Source organism: Neochlamydia sp. AcF84, from assembly GCF_011087585.1.
In the GTDB taxonomy this organism is placed as follows: domain Bacteria; phylum Chlamydiota; class Chlamydiia; order Chlamydiales; family Parachlamydiaceae; genus Neochlamydia.
Map to the genome: position 1 here is coordinate 136768 of NZ_VJOT01000021.1, position 18543 is coordinate 155310.

Consider the following 18543-nt stretch of genomic DNA (forward strand, 5'->3'; position numbering starts at 1 on the left):
GGGTAGGCTTTTTGCAAAAAAGACGTTAACAAGAAAGAAATAAGCTAGCAGCTGTAAATTAGGGCACCTAGCCTCTAAAAAATTGTCTCATTTATCTTTGCAGCATGGCATGGCTCATGATTTGAGGGGGCAGCAACAAATAAAAGTGGGGATTAATTTTAATTAATATGTTATGATGGTGACTTGATGTAACTCTTGGTTCACTAAGCATTTTATAGGATGGGAACAAGAATTTATAGAAGATTAGGATAAAATAATATGAATGACAAAGCGAGCGAGATTGCCAACTATAATGAGTTAAAGTTTTCCCGCGAGCAAGGTTTTTTTGACAAAAGTTTTGGAATACGTTTACTCATTGGTACTATTTTTTTCATTTGCTTTTTTGCTTTTCTCCACTTTCGAGAAGTTCGTGTAGAAGTGCTTGAGTTAAATAGTATTGCTCCTAACTATACTGTTACACAAGTAGATTTTGACTTTTATGATGAAGAAGCCACCATCATTTTAAAGCAAGAAGTAGTTAAAGATGTAGGCAAGATTTATGCTTTATCTGAAAAGTATGTACGGCAAAGACGAATAGAATTTGAAAACTTTCTTATTTATAATCAGGATTGGCGCAAATACTCAGAAAAAAGCACTTTTGAAGAAATGTATAAAGGGGTAGATGCCCTGGAAAAAACTCTGTTAAAACTGCGTTTTACTGATCCTCGTACGATGCAGAAGATGCAAGATATAGGGTTATCAACGGAAAATTACTTAGCTTACACTCCAGAAGAAATGGAGGATGTTATCATTCCTTCATCCGTGTGGGATTATGTCAAAGAATTTACTTTTCCTACCACTTTTATATCAAATGTAACGGCTAATTTTATTATTGATTATTTTCAAGCTAAAACCTGGAAAGTTCAAGAAGATTTTCCCGCTTATCGCTACATTAGTAGAAAAATTCAAGCTTTAGTGCCTGATAAGTATACGCATGTAAGTGCAGGAAGTCGGATAATAAATCAGGGCGATAAAGTAACTGCTCGGCACATTGCCATGTTGCAAGCCATGAAAAAAGCTTTAGGGGAAAGCCGCAACCTATGGCATCCTTTGACTTTGCTGGGTAGCTTTGTTATGGCTTTACTTTTGACAGGTATTTGCGTAGCCTATTTTCATGTTAATAGCCCCTCTATACTAACCTCTAATCGTAAGCTATTTCTCATTGTTACCATTGTGCTCCTCACTCTAGGGTTAACTAAGATTACCGAGTTTTTTTTACTTAACTCTAAAATCAATTTAATTGAAGTGGTGCGATATCCTCTATTCGTTCCCTTTGCAGCTATTTTACTTTGTAGTTTGATGAATTCAGCTGTTGCCACTTTTGTAAGCGCTCTTTTAACCTTTATTTTCACTATGACCCTGGCGTTTGATCGGCAAGGGTTTATGATTCTAAACTTAGCCACTGCCCTAGTGGCCATCTTAAGTACTCATTCGCTGCGTAAACGTAAAGAAATATTTGTAGTCTGCGGCAAAGCCTGGATTAGTGCAGTGGGACTGATATTAGCCATGTCTTTCTATAATAATTCTTTATGGAATTTTTCTCTTTTCCCCGATATTATGTGTGTAGCTTTTTTTCTACTTTTAAGTGCTATCCTCGTGGTAGGGCTTCTACCTCTTTTCGAATCAGTCTTTCGTATCATGACCGATGTCACTTTAATGGAGTACATGGATCCTAATAACGATTTGCTACGCCGTCTGACTATAGAAGCCCCCGGTACCTATCAGCATTCGGTAGTTGTGGGTAATCTAGCAGAGTCAGCTGCTTCTGCTATAGGAGCCAATGGACTTTTTTGTAGAGTGGCCACCTTGTACCATGATGTGGGCAAGTTGGCAACCCCTCAGTATTTTACTGAAAACCAACAAGGAGGGATGAATATTCACCAATTGCTAACGCCTTTAGAATCAGCACAGGTGATTTTGGCTCACGTCAGTGAAGGTGTAGCTATGGGACGCAAAGCAGGTCTGCCTGAACAATTCATCGATATTATTAAAGAACATCATGGCACTACACGGGTCTATTATTTCTATCGTAAGCAATTAGAAAAAATGGAGGGGGATATCGATCGGGTGGATGAAAAAGATTTCCGCTATTCGGGACCTAGGCCACGTAGCAAAGAATCTGTCATCATTATGATTGCGGATACCCTAGAGGCTGCTTCAAGATCTTTAGATAAAGTGACTGAGCATACTTTATCCGAGTTGTCTAATCGCTTAATTCGTGAAAAAGCAGATGATGGGCAGTTTGATGATTGTTTACTGACTTTTGAAGAATTAGCTATGGTGAAAGAAACATTGATTAAAACACTGGTGGCTTCAGGTCACTCTCGTGTCAAATATCCTACCAAAGAGCTTAAAAAAGAAACAGCTAATGGTGAAACAATTCCTTCCTGTGAGGCGTAGAGTGCCAGCCCCTTCTTTAGCATTAGTGACCGGTGCCACCTCAGGAATTGGCTATGCTCTTTGTGAGGTTCTAGCTTCTGAGGGCATTCGTTTAATTATAAGTGGCCGTCATCTTGTTCAGCTGGAAAAAGCTGCGCAAGTCTTAAGGCTAAAAGTAAGCGTGGAAACTGTCCCAGCAGATCTTTCTACCTCAGAAGGAAGGCAAGCTCTCGTAAAGATTATTCGTCAACAAGCTCCGGATCTAATTATCAATAATGCCGGTTTTGCTTTATATAATGAAGCTATTAACTATACTACAGAACAACAGATGCAAATATTAGAGGTTAACGGTGTGGCTTTACTTGAATTAAGCCTTGAGGCCGCTAAAGCTATGGAAAAAGCTAATAAAACAGGGGTAATTATGAATGTCTCTTCGGTGGCTGCATTTTTTACATTTCCTTATTTCTCGGTATATGCTGCCTCCAAAAGCTTTGTGAATAAGCTGTCCTATTCTTTAGATTATGAGCTGCGTTCGAAAGGAATAAGAGTTTTGGTAGCTTGCCCAGGCATGGTTGACACTAATTTTAGAATCCGCGCAGGCGGAAATCCTGCGATTAATAAAAAGGGTATTATGACTTCTCAGTTTGCTGCTGAACAGATATGGAAGCAAATTAAAAGCTTAAAAACTATCAATGTTTTTAACTGGAAATACCGCTTAGCTGTCTTCTTTCGTCATTTTATCCCTAGTTTTATATCTATAAAAATTCTTGCGAATAATATTAAAAAACGGTGCCAATGACATTATTTGAAAATATGAACCTTGATCCTTTGATTCTTAAATCTCTTGAAAGGATGCAATACAAACAACCTTCTGCTATTCAAGCCCAAGCTATTCCCTTGATACTACAAGGAAAAGACCTTATCGCTTTGTCTAAAACAGGCTCAGGTAAAACAGCCGCCTGTGCAATCCCGATTTGTAATAAAGTAAATCCTGACTCTCCTCACGTACAAGCTCTTATCATTGTTCCCACGCGTGAACTGGCTATGCAATATGCCACGGAAGCTCAAAAAATTGGCTATGAAAAAAAAGTGAAAGCTTTTGCTATTTTTGGAGGAGAAGATGCGACCATGCAGCAAGCTAAACTAAAATCGGGTGTGCAAGTGTTAGTAGCTACACCAGGGCGTTTAATTGACTTTATCTATAGCCGACAAATCGACTTGACACAAGTAGATATCCTAGTATTAGATGAAGCTGATGAAATGCTTGGCATGGGTTTTTATGATGACTTGGCTTTCATTATTAATTGCCTGGTCCATGAGCATCAAACGCTATTATTTTCTGCAACGATGCAAGAAGAGATTCGTAGCATGGCAAAAAAACATATGAAAGCGCCGCAAGAAATCTCTTTGTTGTCAAATGAAGTCTCTCCAGAGTCGATAGAGCATCGCTTTTTATATTGCCGTTATGATCAGCGAGATCAAGCTTTATGTAGCTTATTAGAAGAATTAAAGCCTAAGCAAACCATCATTTTTTGCCATTCAAGAATCCAATGCGAAAAAGTTTGCCGAACATTGCAACGTAAAATGGGGGACGTCGATTTGTTGCATGCGGGATTGGGTCAAGATGTACGTTCTATAATTACCAATAAATTTCGCCATGGCAAAATACGTCATTTAGTAGCTACTGATATTGCGGCACGAGGCTTAGATTTTTCTAATATCACCCATGTGTTTATCTATCAACTTTCTGATAGCCCCGATGTATATGTCCATCGCTCTGGCCGTACGGGCCGCCAAGAGCGGGCAGGAGTTGTCGTTACTTTGGTGACAGATAAAGAGCTAAAAGCTTTAAGCCGCGTCTTACACCACATTCGACGCAAGCCTATCTGGATAGGGAGTCCTCCTCCTGAGCGTAATCATCCTAGAAAACGGGCGGTTGCTCATAAAAATAATAAATCATAGGCTTTTTAAGTAGCTCCCTTAATCACTCATTCATCTTAAAAAAGTAGGCTTTAAAGTAGAGGGAAAATGATCAGAGAGGAGATTCTTTTTTCAGGCTATCCGTATAATTTTTTTAAAAAACCTCATACACTTTTGAGTTGCTCCTTATGCCGCCCGGTACTTTATAGAATTCCTCTTGTTAAAGTAAAGAGAAGCTTTTTAAAGGGTTGGGCCATATAGGCTTAAGTTTTTTTAAATGTATAATAAGCCTTTTAAGCTGCTCCCTATTTATATCTCCTCTTCTTAAGTAGAGAAATAACTATTAGAAAGTTTACTAAGTAAGCTTAGCTTTGCAAATCTATAATTGTATTTTTGAAAGATGCCAAAAGTGCTCCCAGAAAAAATTATCGATGAAGCTTTACAGAGTTTTTTAAAGCCGCTAAGTTAATTTTGCGGTAGCGATGGGTATTCGCGCTGTCAAAAAATATTTTCCAAAAGAGATCGTTTCTTTTAGACAGAAGGAAATTTAGAGCTTTATCAATTAGCTCTAAAAAAAATGTGTGAGCAGTCTGGGCTTTGAGAAATTCAGGGTGAAATTGCAATAATATTAGGGGCACGGCTCCCGAGTATTCAGTTTCAGAAGCCTTCACTAAGCCCTTATATTCTATTAAAGGCTCAATAAATTCAGTGGCTGCAAATTCTGTGGGAACTCCTTGATGGTGGGAGCTTAAGCTAATCATAGGCTTTTTTAAGGCTTTATAAGTAAGCCCGTGATAAGATTTTTTCGCACGATGTAATATTTGTAAGACATTGTTATGTCCCTCCACATGCTGCTCAAGCTGGGCTCCAAAATAAACATTGGCTAGCTGGAAACCTCGGCAATTAGCCATTAAAGGAAGCCCTTGATGATGGACGTAATGCATCATCGACAATTCTAGAATAGAACGACGATAATCTCTATCCCATTCTGTAGGCTCTTCCTCTTTTCTTCCATAAAGGGCAGGCGGTATATCTTCACCACCAGGCAAAAAGAAAGAATCTACTTCAGAGGCTAATGTATGAGCTTTTTTTAAAATTGAGGCACAGCTGGGGTAGAGATGAGGGTTTTCAGCTATAGCCTGCATGATGCGTTGAGGAATAGGAGTTTTACTTTTGTGATAGGGGCCTACCTTATTGATTAGAATGTTAGCTTCTTGATTTGTAGCTTCTTTAGTAAGCTTTTGTGGTTGAACGGTAATACGAAGCGGCAGCAAGCCAGCAATCTTATCTAATTTGATGAACACTTTGGGAACACTTAACCCTCGATTCTCAGGATGGACTAAAATAGCTGTAGCGGGTTTAGAAATTATAGCACTTTGACGAGATAGATCATTGGCAGGAAAATCAAACTTATCTAAGTTGCCAAAAAATACTGTATTTTTTAATTCACTTTTTTGGATGGTAGTATCAATGACTACTGCTTCAAGAAAATGCGTGGCTGGCATGATAACTTTATGAAAAGAACATTGGCGTAGAGCGGCGTCCTCAAAACTACAAGTAATAAGCGAGCTGCTTTTAAACGCCGTGCTATGCAGCTCGGCTGCTGTAAACATCACTTCGCGCATTTCACAGTGATTAAAGAAGCAATTTGTAAGAGAGGTATTCATAAAAGATATATTTGATAAATTACATCCCTGAAAAACCACATTTTCTAATTTTGATTTTCCAAAATGATTCCAGCGAAGGGTACAATGGCTAAAAACAATTCCTTCCAAATCAGCATTTTTAAAAAATTGAAAGTCAGCAGAAAATTCAATATTTTTAAATTCGGCAGCATAGCCATGCTCGGTTAGTAATTTTGCAAAGTTGATTTTATGGTTACCTTCCTGAGAGCTGGGGATTGTCTGGAGAAGTTTCAGAAAAGCCAGTTCAGTAATGTAGGGTTTTTGTTCTACGGAAGTTTTATTTTTAAATAAAATCTTTTGAGCCACTAAGTGAGTAGCCATAGCAGTCATAATATTGAAAAAAGCTAGTAGATGCTTTACGAAGGCTTTGCATTTGGCAAGCATTTGAGAGAGAATAGAATAATTGCGTGTGCTCGTTAAATTAGGCATTAAATGATGAATGTTTTTTACTTGGCTTTTTAGAAAAAGAAAACTTTCTTTACTAACTTGCGCTTTAGCACCCTGACGAATGATTTTAAGAAGATCTTCTCGCTGGGAATAAGAGAGTTGATTCAAAAATAGCTTTTTTCGAGCAGGATCTATTTCTAAAAAGCTTTGCCTTAAGCAACTAAAAGGCTCATCTGAATTTATAGGCATCATACAAAAATTTTTCCTTAAGCTATCTTCAAAATAAGGAGCTTAATTATGTTGAAAAGTTAGTTATTTCTTACTAGCTTTGCTATTTACCTTCACTAAGAGCATCGCTTGGAAGAAAAAGTGGGGCTAATCATTACTTATGCTTCCTAGATAACTTTTATAAAGCTGGCATTGAAAGGCTGTTAGAAGAAATTGAGCATGCTTTTTTCCTTCCGCTGCAGCCTCTTCCACATTTATAAAATTTTTCTTTCTCACCCCACAGTAAACTTTAAGCTTGGGTTCTGTTCCTGAAGGGCGAATGGCTAGTTTAGACTCATCAGCTAAATAAAATACCAAAAATTCCGATTTATTAAGAAAAATTTCCTCACTTTTTCCTGTTTTCAAATCCATTCGTTTGGATGTCAAGTAATCTTCCATCCTAATCACTTCAATCCCTCCAATTGTTTGGGGAGGATTTTTTTGTAATGCACTTATTCCTCTGAGTATTTGCCCTTTGCCAGCGTTAGTATCCTTAAATTTTAAAACAAAAGTTTTTTCTACATAAGTGCCATACTTTTGCCAAAGCTCGTGGAGTTTATCTATTAATGTTTTGCCTTGAAGTTTGGTGTGTAAAGCCATTTCACAAATTAATAGGGAGGTGAGGACTGCATCTTTATCGCGTGCTAAAGTTCCATAAAGATAGCCGCAAGACTCTTCAACACCAAATAAATACTGATAACAAGGCAATGAGCTTTCCCATTCATGAATTTTTTCTGCTATATACTTAAAGCCTGAAAGTACATTAAAGCATGGTTTACCATAGCTTTCACATATTTTTTGAAAAAGTTCTGAGGTAACGATAGTTTTCACAAAAGCAGCATTTTTAGGAAGACCTTTTTGCTTGGAAAGTGCTTCTAAAATATGATCCAGCAATAAACAAGCCAGCTGATTACCATCAACAGAATACATGTGGCCGTGATGATTAATCACGATGCCGACGCGATCGGCATCCGGATCAGTAGCGATTAAAATTTCTCCCTTAACATGCTTAAGAGTGTTTTTACCTAGTTTTAAGGCTTCTTCTTCTTCCGGATTAGGTGATTTTACTGTAGGGAAATTCCCATCAACAGTTACTTGCTTAGTCACTAATTTTATAGTTGAAAATCCCCAGCTTTTCATAGCCGTAGGCACAACTGTAATCCCAGTTCCATGCAAGCTAGTGTAGACAATTTTTAAAGTACTGCCTTCCTTTTTATTTTCTTCTGGATAGAGTTGCAGGGGCATGATAGCTTTTAAATACGCTTGATCGATTTCATCTTTTATCCATTTTATAAGGGGGTGATTGAGCTCTTTTTCATACTTAATCATTTTAAGAGCGGTAATTTCATTGATTTCTTTAACAATCAGTTGATCATGAGGAGGTGATACCTGTGCTCCATCCTTTCCATACAGTTTATAGCCGTTATACTGCGCAGGATTATGCGAAGCTGTTAGCATAATAGCAGCGTCACATTTTTTATAACGACATCCGAAGGAGACTAAAGGAGTAGGGCGAATATCTTGATAGATATATACCTGAATGTTGTTGCCTGCTAAAACTTTAGCGCATTCTTCTGCAAACTCACGCGAATAATGACGGCAATCGTATCCAATTAATACAGAAAGCTGAGCAGCGTGGGTAGGCTGTTTATTTAAGTAATTAGCCAGGCCCTGCGTACAAGCCCTAATGGTATACTGATTGATGCGATTGGTTCCTATTCCTATGAGCCCCCGTAGGCCTCCTGTACCAAAAGAGAGATTGGTAGAAAATGCATCAGCTATTTCCTCAGGATGTTCTTTGAGTAATTTCTTTATGGTTAACTTTGTCTGTTCATCATACCCTTCTTTAAGCCAGGCATTGATATTACGATTAGTCACCGCATCAAACTGGGTAACGCACAAAATTTGGGTCATAAATAAATGAATAATAGTGGAGTATTAGTTTAAATAAATGATTTTAATATAAAAACATATAAATAAAAAGTAAAAAAAGTTAATTGCTTAGAGAAAAAGCAATTAAAAATCTAAGTTAAAAGCCTATAAGCTTACTGGATTTTTTAGGGTAGGCATATTGCCTGAAAGATAAGAAAGCTGCTTGTATGATCAAATAATAATACGCTTTTTGAGCAACTCTTTATGTAGTTATACACTTAATAAAAAGCTTGTTTTTACGGGGAGAGTCAGCTTAGAAAAAGGCTAATTTTTTTGACTAAACAGACGTAGTTGCTTTAAAAGGTGTAAGCTAAAATTTAAGGTATTCATGCAAGAAACAAAGCTATTCCTTTAAAAGCTCCCTCATAGGTGGGCTATTTCAAACACTTCGTAAAGCAAAGAGGAGGATTTCATGGCGGCAAAGGGTCCTTGATAGAAAAGACATCCCTGCTTCAAAACGGCTACTTGATCGCAAAAACGTTCAGTAGCATATAAATCATGGTTGGCTACAATAATTAATTTATCTTCTTGAGACAATTGGCGCAGTAAATTCCATATTTCTAGTTGATGTTTGATATCTAAATTAGAGGTAGGTTCATCTAATACCAATATAGGCGATTGCGTGACTAACGAGCGAGCAATATAAATTCTTTGCCTTTCTCCTTGCGAGATTTCAGTTATACGTTCATCTCTTAAATGCCAACCATTGACTAATTCTAAAGCCCACTGAACTTTAGCTTTTTTTTCTTTTTTTCTAAGGTCATGGCGAGGATAAGTGCCCATTTCGACCATTTCAGCTACGCTAAAAGCAAAATGGGGCTGTGGATTTTGAAGAACGAGGGATAAGGTGCGGCTAATTGTTGTCCTATCCTGAGAGAGGAGTTCTTGGTTATTCCAAAATACCTCTCCCGCGGTAGCTTTCCATATACCTGTCAAAGTTTTAAGCAAAGTACTTTTTCCTGCACCATTAGGGCCAATAATACCATAGATAGAGCCAGGTATAAATTTTAAAGAAATATTATCGATTAGGACTTTATGGCCTACTTTATAAGTTAAATTCTTTAATTCAAGCATTAATTTCCTGTAAGTTAGCAGCCAGAATGAAAGCTAGTGGAAGCATACACGCATAGTCTCCTTTTCTGAACAAAGCGTGCCTATAACGACTTCCCATTAATATACAAAGAAAAAAGATTCCTCCCATTATACCTGAGATATTTCCTATAGAAAAAGCTTGCAAGGAAAAAAAGCGCAAGCCTACATCCATAGCAGTTAAAATAGCACCACCACCAAGAATAGCAAGAGGGATCAGTTGCTGGTTATTAGGACCTGCAAAGCGGCGAATAAGATGGGGGAGTAGAAGACCAAAAAATGCTATATTTCCCACCGCGGCAACAGCGCCGCTAATTAATAAAGAGATACTTAAAAATAGCCGCCAGCGAATTTTATCTACTTCTACCCCTAGATTTTTAGCTTCTTCCTCTCCAAAGGCCATGATATTGATTTCTTTGCTATAGAGCCAGCAACTTGAGAGGCCAAAAAGAGTAAGAGGAAGTTGCAAATGCACATGCATCCAGCTGCGATCAGAGGTAGACCCAGCTTCCCATTCGGTTAAAGTTTGTATAATATGCCAGCGATCTCGAAAAGCATAGATAATAGAGCTTTGAATAGTAACTATAAGCGTAGACACAGCAATACCTGTCAAGACCATATGGGTTAATTCCACATACCCTTTTCTACGAGAAAGAGAGTAGACGACAAGCAGGGTACCTAAACAACCAATAAATGCGGCAATAGGGATAGCGTAGGGATAATGGTAGTGTAATTCACAAATAAAAATTATCACGACAAGTAGGCTGCCTCCCGCTGGGATTCCTAAAACACCAGGAGAGGCTAGAGGGTTTTGGAAAAGGGCTTGCGTGACCGTTCCTGCTACAGCTAAAGAAGCTCCTGTACATAACAATACAATAAGCCTTGGAAGCCTCTCGTCTAAAAGAGGATTCCAATAGGATGAAGAACCTGATAATTGTGCTAACGCATCTTTCCACACTTGAATAAATTCTGTCTCGCCACTTGTTAAAGTAAGGATGATAGATAAAAGGAGAATCAAATAAAGGATAACGTATAAAAGATGCTTATGCATTTTAATTGACTCGCGTTAACGCTGTATACAAATCATAATAAGCCAAAACCATATACTGGGAAGGACTTTCTTGAATGGCTTCATTTACAAAAGCAATAGGTTTATTTGTCTTTTCTTTTAATAGGCGGAAGAGTTGGTTTTTAAGGAAATTACGCTTATTAATATCCATATCAGAGGTAGCAATAATGATATAATCTGGATCCATCTGTCTAATGTGCTCTTGATGGATGGGTAGTGTCCAAGTGTGCTTATGTGAATTTCCCGCGCTGCCCAATAATTGTTTAACGCCCATACGATTGAGTAGCTTGCCTGTAAGGGTATGAGAGGAAGGCGTTGAAAAGGTCAGATGGTGCTTAAGGAAAAGAACTTTAGGGGGTAGATGGGTAGAAGGGAAGGTACTGCTTATCATGTTAAAGCGATTATCAATAGCTAGCATAGCCGCTTCAACAAAATAATTTAGTAGCTCAGCTTCTATCGGGCGATTGATGATGTGTCCAATACGAAGTAGGGCATTTTGAACTTCTTCAGGTGAGTTAACATGCTTTAAAGTAAAGAGGGGGATCCCTTGCTTTTTTAAGGCTTCCAGTGTGGAGGGGTTTGAATAGTCTGCTACAAAAGCGATATCAGGGTGGGCATTGTACAATTTTTCTGTATGATAGCGATCTGCATCTAAAGCAATAAGATGGGTGAGCTTTTTAGGATAGATAGCGGCCTGCTTGCGCATTCCAGCGGGTAAAGCAACGATCAATTCGGGCTCACTAAGCGCTAACAAAAAGCTTGCTGCCACAAAAGTTTGCGGAAGAAAGCGTTTATAAGAAGTTGATAAATCAAATATGTTCCCATTATCATCTTGAATAGAGGGAAGACGGTAATGATCATGAAGAAGGTTAAGATCTTCTCTAGTACTATTATTAATTTGCCTTGCCAAAAGCTGGCATCTTAGAAAATCCTCTCTTAACAAGCGCTTGACAGTGTTATAGCCATACTGCTCCATGATTTGAGCATCATGGTCCCAGTCAGTGATGAGCTTACTCATCATGGAGTAATCTCCATTTAACGCTTGATGAATGTTTTCACGTTGGAGAGTAGAGAGGTATTTAAATATAGAGGGTAGGGGCTTAGAGGAAGGACAAGGGGGATACAGGTCGGATAATTGATCATTAGATGGTTTAAAAGCTACAGACCACCAGATGAGCATGATACTAACTGGAAGGACATAAAAAGCAAAGGGGCCAAGAAAATATTTTTTTTTCATTTTTAGATAAAAGGAGGCTCAAATTGAAAAACAAGAGAAGTAGAAAAGCAAGAGGAGTGTAAGGGATGCTAAGCTAGAATGTTTTAGTTTTTCTATCCTCTATCTGGCTTACACTCCACCCTTATTATTTCTGTTTTTCTTCCTCTTCTTCAGCATCGCCGATAAGCGCTTCAGAAATCAGCACAATACCTGCTACGGAAGCCGAATAGGTTAATGCATTTTTTATGACTTTAGCCGGGTCTACTACGCCACTAGCTACTAAATCTTCAATCTTTTCACTCATTACGTTGAAGCCAAAATTGGCGCTTGCTTGTCGCACTTCTGCTAGCATTACTAATCCATCATGTCCAGCATTAAATACGATTTGCTTAAGAGGTGCTTCGCAGGCAGTGGCCACAATTTTAGCTCCAAGGGCTTCGTCACCTTCCAGTTTAAGGGTAGGGACAATTTGGCTAGCACGAATAAAAGCCACCCCTCCACCAGGCACAATGCCACCTTCAATAGCAGCTTTGGTGGAGTTTAAACTATCTTCGAAAAGTTGCTTTTTGGGCTTGAGCTCGACTTCAGTCACTGCTCCTACACGAACGACTGCTACTCCACCACTTAATTTAGCTTTACGTTCTTCTAGCTTTTCTTTGTCATAAGTGCTAGTGGTGTTATTAATTTCGTTTTCAATTTGCTTCACTCTGGCTTGGATAGCATCGGGCTGGCCAGCACCATTCATAATAGTGGTATGCTCTTTAGTGATAATAACTTTTTCGGCAGATCCTAGGACATGATCAGGAATTTCTTTCATGGAAATTCCTGTCTCCTCCGACACTACTCCTGCTCCAGTCAAGATAGCAATATCTTCTAGCATAGCTTTGCGTCTATCCCCAAATCCGGGAGCTTTCACAGCGGCTACTTTCAAAGTTCCTCTTAGTTTGTTTACTACCAGCGTAGATAATGCCTCTCCTTCTAGATCTTCAGCAACAATGAGTAGATTTTTACCTGTGGTAGCGACTGACTGCAAGATGGGCAATAATTCATGAATGCTATTAATTTTACGATCGATAAGGAGAATCTGAGGATTTTCCATTTCGACAATCATTTTGTCGTTGTTCGTACAAAAGTAAGCGCTCAAGTAGCCACGGTCAAAACGCATCCCCTCTACCATCTCTAAAGTTGTATCTGTCCCTTTGGCCTCTTCAATGGTGATTACGCCATTCTTACCTACTTTTTTTATAGCTTCGGCAATCATTTTGCCCACTTCTTCATCACCAGAAGCTGCCACATTGGCAATAGAAAGGATCTCCCGATCACTTTGTACAGAGATAGCTTGCTTATCTATTTCGTTCACTATTGCTTCAACAGCTTTGTCAATCCCTCTTTTCACGCTGATAGGGCTTGCACCGGAGGCAATTAATTTAATGCCATTTTCTACCATCGCTCCTAAAAGTAAGGTGGCTCGCGTAGTTCCATCCCCACAGGTTTCCTTCATCTTCTGTACGACTTCTTTAGCCATGGAAATACCCATGTTTTTATACTGATCTTTTAAGCTAATGTCTTTGACAATCGTACTTCCATCGTTAGTGATGGTAGGCGCTCCCCATGATTTTTCTAAGCCAACGTTTCGACCCCGTGGTCCAAGAGTGAATGCTACAATTGTGGAAAGTTCTTTAATACCCGCAAGTAGCTTTTCGCGGGCTTCTTCTTCAAATATAATTTGTTTTGGTGCAGAAGACATTGTTCTTTACTCCTTGTTGTCAACGAATTGTACAAGTTATTTAAAATACAAAAAAAGTTTGTTTTAATTGCCTATTATAGAGTTAGGGGACTAGATAAACTGAAACCATTCACTTGTTAATCTATCCATCCTAAATACTTTATCCTACGCTTGTAAGGTAGATATTATAGTAACCTTTATGTCCGCTTAGCCTAAATTTTGGTTGCTTTTTTAGCTTTCAAAGGATAGAGACCCCTTTATCAAAAGGCAGATCCATTCTAAGAGGTTGTCCTAGTCTTTAAAAAGTTCTGTAAATTACCAAGATTCCTAGTTTCAATTTCACTTGGTGAGCGAAGATAGTGTTTACTTAATTTGCTAGCTAGAAAAGCGGGAAATAAAAGATTGCCTATGCGTCTATTTTTAACAACCAGTAAGCTTGCTAGGCGATGAATCGCAGAAGTTAAATTCATTTTTCTACCTTGATTTGAAAACCAAAAGATATAGGAATCGAGAAAAGTTTGCAAGGAGTTTTAGATTTTTTTAGCACTTCAATCAAAAGAGTGCTAGTTGTCAAAATTTATTCTCGAAGGTTTAATTTTCTAAATCTTTTATAGAAGGGAAGAAAAATTTAGATGCGCTTGAAGAGCATCAAAATCGTTCCCCACTACTCCTTTTTTCCCTTCGATGCCTTGAGGAGAACGTATAGTTTCAGGAGAAATACGCATCATCCAAAGTGAATAGTCGAAAAGGTCATTTTGGATTCCTTGGTTTTCTTTAAGAACGAATATATAAGGGTGTAAAATGTATTTAAGGTCTTTATGTGGATGGAAGGCCATAGCTAGAATCTCCAGGTGAAAAGTTTAATCAACATAGCAAAATTATAAGTAGTGTGGCAAGTAAAAAGCTTATCGGAGTCTCTAGGGGAGGGCATAAACAAAATTGTTGGCAATCTTTTCTAAGCAGCAGCTTTATAAGAATTCCAGTAAGCTTCCCAATGAGATCATCTAATCTACCTATTTTTAAGTTCAGCATTGCATGAACATTTTCTATCTTCCGCCACGCTCCCGCTATTTTCAGCCTCGTTTGGCATACCTTAAGGTTATCTTCTATCTCGCCTAAAGCCAATGGATAAAACTTTATCTAAAGCACTTTTATAATTCATCAAATCCAATCTTTATTCCATATATCTATAACATCTTACTAAACCATTTTCGAGCATATGCAATCTCATTTTGCTACGCTTTTAGTATGTATTCATCCTTCCTTATCTTCTTCTTGCCAATACTTCTGTTTACATCCATTTGATATTTCACTACTTCCAAACTTAAAGGCTAAGGGTCTTGTTTCTAATATTTTCTTGTATGTTTTGTGTTCTTTTCTATATATTGCCTAAAAAACGATTAAAAATATGCATGACAATTAAAGAGACTATACAATGAACCCTAGCTCTTCTGCCAACATTGAGCATTTACCTAATGAAATACTAGTCCCTATTTTAAAGGCTTGTGCTAGCCCTTCCTTATTTAGCGTATGTGGAAGATGGCGCCATCTGCTAACTAACGAGGTCATGCCTTCTCTTTATTGGCAAATAGGTAAAGTGCATGTTCCTCAAGGAGATGTTGCTAAGCAGGTTATTGTTCTAGATAGGATTTATAAGCTAGAAGAAGAGCTTTCCAAAACAGCAAAGGTAAATGCCATCTTTAAACAAACCTTCACTCTAGCTAGCTCTCTTTCACCTTTAGAATTAGAATTTAAATGGATAACCGAGGAAAAAAGATATCTTACTCTGACTAATTACTCTTCTTATCTGGTGAATATTAATCGCCTGTTAGTGTGGAAAAAAATTCCTGGTGCAGAGAAATACTTAGACCAAGAAAAAATCAAGTATTTGCCTTTAGAAAAGAAAGGAGAGCTGTTTAGAGAGTGGATCATAAGATATGGCAAAAATATTACGAGCTTAAATTTAACAGGGACTGGCTTGACTTCTTTACCCCCAGAGATAGGGCAGATATCACAGCTAAGAGGCCTTTACTTAAGCAGCAACCAGCTTGTCTCCCTTCCAGCAGAGATAGGACACCTATCGCAACTGGAAATGCTTAACTTAGAATACAACCAGCTAAACACTCTACCTGCGGAAATTGGGCAGCTTTCTCAGCTGCAAGAGCTTTACTTAAACAACAACCAGCTTGCTTTCCTTCCAGCAGAGATAGGGCAGCTTTCTCAGCTGCAAGAGCTTTACTTAAACAGCAACCAGCTTGCTTTCCTTCCAGCAGAGATAGGACACCTATCGCAACTGGAAGTGCTTAACTTAAGCAATAACCAACGCACCGCCTTTCCCGCAGAGATAGGGCGGCTATCGCAGCTGCAAAAGCTTTACTTAAGCAGCAACCAGCTAACCTCTCTTCCTGCGGAAATTGGGCAGCTTTCTCAGCTGCAAGAGCTTTACTTAGAAGGCAACCAGCTTGCTACTCTTCCTGCAGAGATAGGGCAGCTATCTCAGCTAGAATATTTTCACTTAGAAGGTAACCAGCTTGCTACTCTTCCTGCAGAGATAGGGCAGCTTTCTCAGCTAGAATATCTTCACTTAGAAGGTAACCAGATAGCTACTCTTCCTGCAGAGATAGGGCAGCTATCGCAACTAAAAGTGCTTTACTTAAAAAACAATCAGCTTACTGGCCTTCTTGCCGGAATAGGGCAGCTTTCTCAGCTGCAAGAGCTCTACTTAGATAACAACCAGCTAACCTCTCTTCCTGCCGAGATAGGACAGCTTTCTCAGCTGGAGTGTCTTTACTTAAACAACAACCACCTTACCTCACTCCCTGCCGAGATAGGACAGCTACCAGCTCTACGAAAGCTTCAGGTGAAAGAAAATCCGCTGGAAAATATTCCAAATATAATAAAGCAGCGTTTTTGCTTGTAACTGAAATGGCTTGCGTCTTCATCAGCTAATAGGTTAAAGGAACAAATCATATGCTTAAAAGATTCCAAGAATGTAGAGAGCTTTCCGTCTCATCAAAAGTCACTAATAGCTTTTCTTCTTTCTTAGGTAGCATTCATCTCCTCAAATTTCTCAGCAAGCTTCTACCTAGAAAAACAATCAAACATTGTCTTTCAAGGAGGAAAATCATGAGGAAGATGTCTCCATTGGCATCCTGTATAGTTCATATAAAAGATAGCATCAATAAGTCTCATTTAGAAGATTTACAGTGCTTCCCTTCTTTTTCATAGAAAACAGAGAAAATAGGCTTGATTTCTTCCCACTCTTTATCACTTTAAATCATCAGGATAGCTTTCACGCATGATGCTCCTCCTTTTTGGAGTCTGCTTTCATTTTATCAATAAGCAAGAGTTTCGAGGTACATTCTTAGAGATGATTGCAAGCTTTTGCTTCAGAAAAAGTTTATAAAAAGGCATTAAAATAAAAAAGGGCTAAAACAAAAGTTTTAGCCCTTAAGTGTTTAATTCATAGCAAGATTGAACTTGTCTAATAGGTATGGCCCCAAGAGATGCCAAATACATCGTCAGACTGTTTAATATTGGCTTCTCCTAAGCCAAATGAAGAGGGAATAGAGTTTTTACCCTTAATCTTATGGCTGAAACCATGTCCATAAAATATCGAGATTTCATTACTCGAGTTAAGGCAGGCGGTCGCACCTAGTGTAAGGTAATCTTCGATGGTGTCAACAGTCAAAACATTGACAGCTGTTTGAGAGCGTTTGATAGGAGCCCGAGTATGGCGATAGCCAGCACGAACAGTTAACCATTCGGTAAGTTCGTAATCTAAGCCTAAACGATAAAACCATTGATCGCGGAAACCAAAACCGGTACCGTTATGGGCACCAAGCTTATGAGCAGTTAAGTTGTCCTGTAAAGGCCTGTGAAGGGCTTTTACTTTTCGCCAATTGATATATTCGACATCAAAGGCTAAGGTTGCATAGGGGAGTAGACGCCAAGCAAAACCTGCCCCAATTTTTTGAGGGATATTAAGTCTTCCTTTTCCTGCTAGGAAACCCTTGTATTTTTTAAATTTGCTCATGTAAGTTTTTGGCTGATAGGTGACACCAACGCTTAATCTATCTGCCACTTGGCATCTATAACCGAAGGTAAAGCCTACCCCTTGTGAATAGCTATATTTATGGTTCGTCACATATTTTGGAAATTTGCTGAAAATGCCTACGCCAAATGCTTCTTTAGCAAAATTTTGCAACCCTTGAACCCATAGACGTTGAATCATATAATTAAGAGAAACACCAAAATTATGTTTTTCTAATAATTTGATGGAGAATGTGGGGGAAATTGTTTCATGAGCATATTCCATACCTACTTTGGAGGTGCCAAACAAAGGTAATGCATGTTTATATTTGGTCTTGCTAAAGTTGCGGTTATAAACAACTAAGCCTAACGACATGTTGTTTCCCAACATTTTGTTGATACCAAAATCGCCGTTGTAAGCATATTTTGCCTTATGGTTGGCGTCAAATTTGCCATTTACACCGGGAAGAGGTGAAAGATTACCTCTAACTGTAGCTTGGCGAGAGGTACGGGCTACTTCAAATCCTAGATCATAGCGATATCCCACGTCAGCCATCCCGGCAGGATTAAAAACAGCTGCTTGAGCATCTTGAGGGTAAGCAATACCGGTAGCTGCCATACCAAAGGTTTTTACGCTAGCAATAACAGCGTGGGCACTTGTAGGTGTTAGGACAAGACAGGGCACGAAGCACAGAGAGGCTATCATTTTTTTAAATGAAAACTTTACCACTTTTTCTCCTTTATGTTTGGGCTGCTTTAATTAAATAAAGCAGTTTTTAGTGGGTACTGTAGAGTATAAAGG

The 18543-nt window shown here is 38.6% G+C and carries 13 protein-coding genes; 4 read left to right on the forward strand and 9 right to left on the reverse strand.

From position 1 onward, the window contains the following. Window positions 1–258 precede the first annotated feature (258 nt). Genes NEOC84_RS01950 through NEOC84_RS01960 form a run of 3 tightly spaced genes read left to right on the forward strand, consistent with a single transcriptional unit; the run spans window position 259 to window position 4380 of the window. Complete coding sequence (locus tag NEOC84_RS01950; protein WP_166154773.1) at window positions 259–2439, forward strand: HDIG domain-containing metalloprotein; 2181 nt, start codon at window positions 259–261, stop codon at window positions 2437–2439. Next, on the forward strand, window positions 2408–3217 hold the full coding sequence (locus tag NEOC84_RS01955; RefSeq protein ID WP_166154775.1) for an SDR family NAD(P)-dependent oxidoreductase: 810 nt from the start codon (window positions 2408–2410) through the stop codon (window positions 3215–3217). The genes NEOC84_RS01950 and NEOC84_RS01955 overlap by 32 nt, the downstream gene beginning before the upstream one ends. Next, on the forward strand, window positions 3214–4380 hold the full coding sequence (locus tag NEOC84_RS01960) for a DEAD/DEAH box helicase (protein ID WP_166154777.1): 1167 nt from the start codon (window positions 3214–3216) through the stop codon (window positions 4378–4380). Before NEOC84_RS01955 ends, NEOC84_RS01960 begins: the two co-directional genes overlap by 4 nt. A gap of 383 nt (window positions 4381–4763) precedes the next feature. Here NEOC84_RS01960 and NEOC84_RS01965 read toward each other — a convergent pair whose 3' ends face one another. The 8 genes from NEOC84_RS01965 to NEOC84_RS02000 form a co-directional block, all read right to left on the reverse strand. After that, window positions 4764–6662, reverse strand: a complete 1899-nt coding sequence (locus NEOC84_RS01965; RefSeq protein WP_166154779.1) for a gamma-glutamyl-gamma-aminobutyrate hydrolase family protein — start codon at window positions 6660–6662, stop codon at window positions 4764–4766. Between the two features lie 123 nt (window positions 6663–6785). Beyond that, entirely contained in the window at window positions 6786–8555 is a 1770-nt protein-coding gene (locus tag NEOC84_RS01970; protein ID WP_207391763.1) for a phospho-sugar mutase, read from the reverse strand. A gap of 417 nt (window positions 8556–8972) precedes the next feature. Next, window positions 8973–9683 (reverse strand): ABC transporter ATP-binding protein, encoded by a 711-nt coding sequence (locus NEOC84_RS01975; RefSeq protein ID WP_166154783.1) that lies wholly within the window; start codon window positions 9681–9683, stop codon window positions 8973–8975. Continuing rightward, window positions 9676–10749: an iron ABC transporter permease gene (locus tag NEOC84_RS01980; RefSeq protein WP_166154785.1), complete on the reverse strand. Its 1074-nt coding sequence runs from the start codon at window positions 10747–10749 to the stop codon at window positions 9676–9678. Before NEOC84_RS01980 ends, NEOC84_RS01975 begins: the two co-directional genes overlap by 8 nt. A 1-nt stretch (window position 10750) precedes the next feature. Beyond that, window positions 10751–11947: an ABC transporter substrate-binding protein gene (locus tag NEOC84_RS01985; protein WP_166154787.1), complete on the reverse strand. Its 1197-nt coding sequence runs from the start codon at window positions 11945–11947 to the stop codon at window positions 10751–10753. A gap of 181 nt (window positions 11948–12128) precedes the next feature. Then, window positions 12129–13730: a chaperonin GroEL gene (gene groL / locus NEOC84_RS01990; RefSeq protein WP_166154789.1), complete on the reverse strand. Its 1602-nt coding sequence runs from the start codon at window positions 13728–13730 to the stop codon at window positions 12129–12131. 257 nt (window positions 13731–13987) lie between these two features. Further along, complete coding sequence (locus tag NEOC84_RS01995; protein WP_166154791.1) at window positions 13988–14179, reverse strand: hypothetical protein; 192 nt, start codon at window positions 14177–14179, stop codon at window positions 13988–13990. Window positions 14180–14317: 138 nt separating this feature from the next. After that, window positions 14318–14545 (reverse strand): hypothetical protein, encoded by a 228-nt coding sequence (locus NEOC84_RS02000; RefSeq protein WP_166154793.1) that lies wholly within the window; start codon window positions 14543–14545, stop codon window positions 14318–14320. Between the two features lie 599 nt (window positions 14546–15144). Between NEOC84_RS02000 and NEOC84_RS02005 the strand changes: the two genes are divergently transcribed. Then, complete coding sequence (locus NEOC84_RS02005; RefSeq protein WP_166154795.1) at window positions 15145–16629, forward strand: leucine-rich repeat domain-containing protein; 1485 nt, start codon at window positions 15145–15147, stop codon at window positions 16627–16629. A gap of 564 nt (window positions 16630–17193) precedes the next feature. Here the strand turns inward: NEOC84_RS02005 and NEOC84_RS02015 are convergent. After that, window positions 17194–18471, reverse strand: a complete 1278-nt coding sequence (locus NEOC84_RS02015; protein ID WP_166154797.1) for an outer membrane protein transport protein — start codon at window positions 18469–18471, stop codon at window positions 17194–17196. Window positions 18472–18543: the final 72 nt, after the last annotated feature.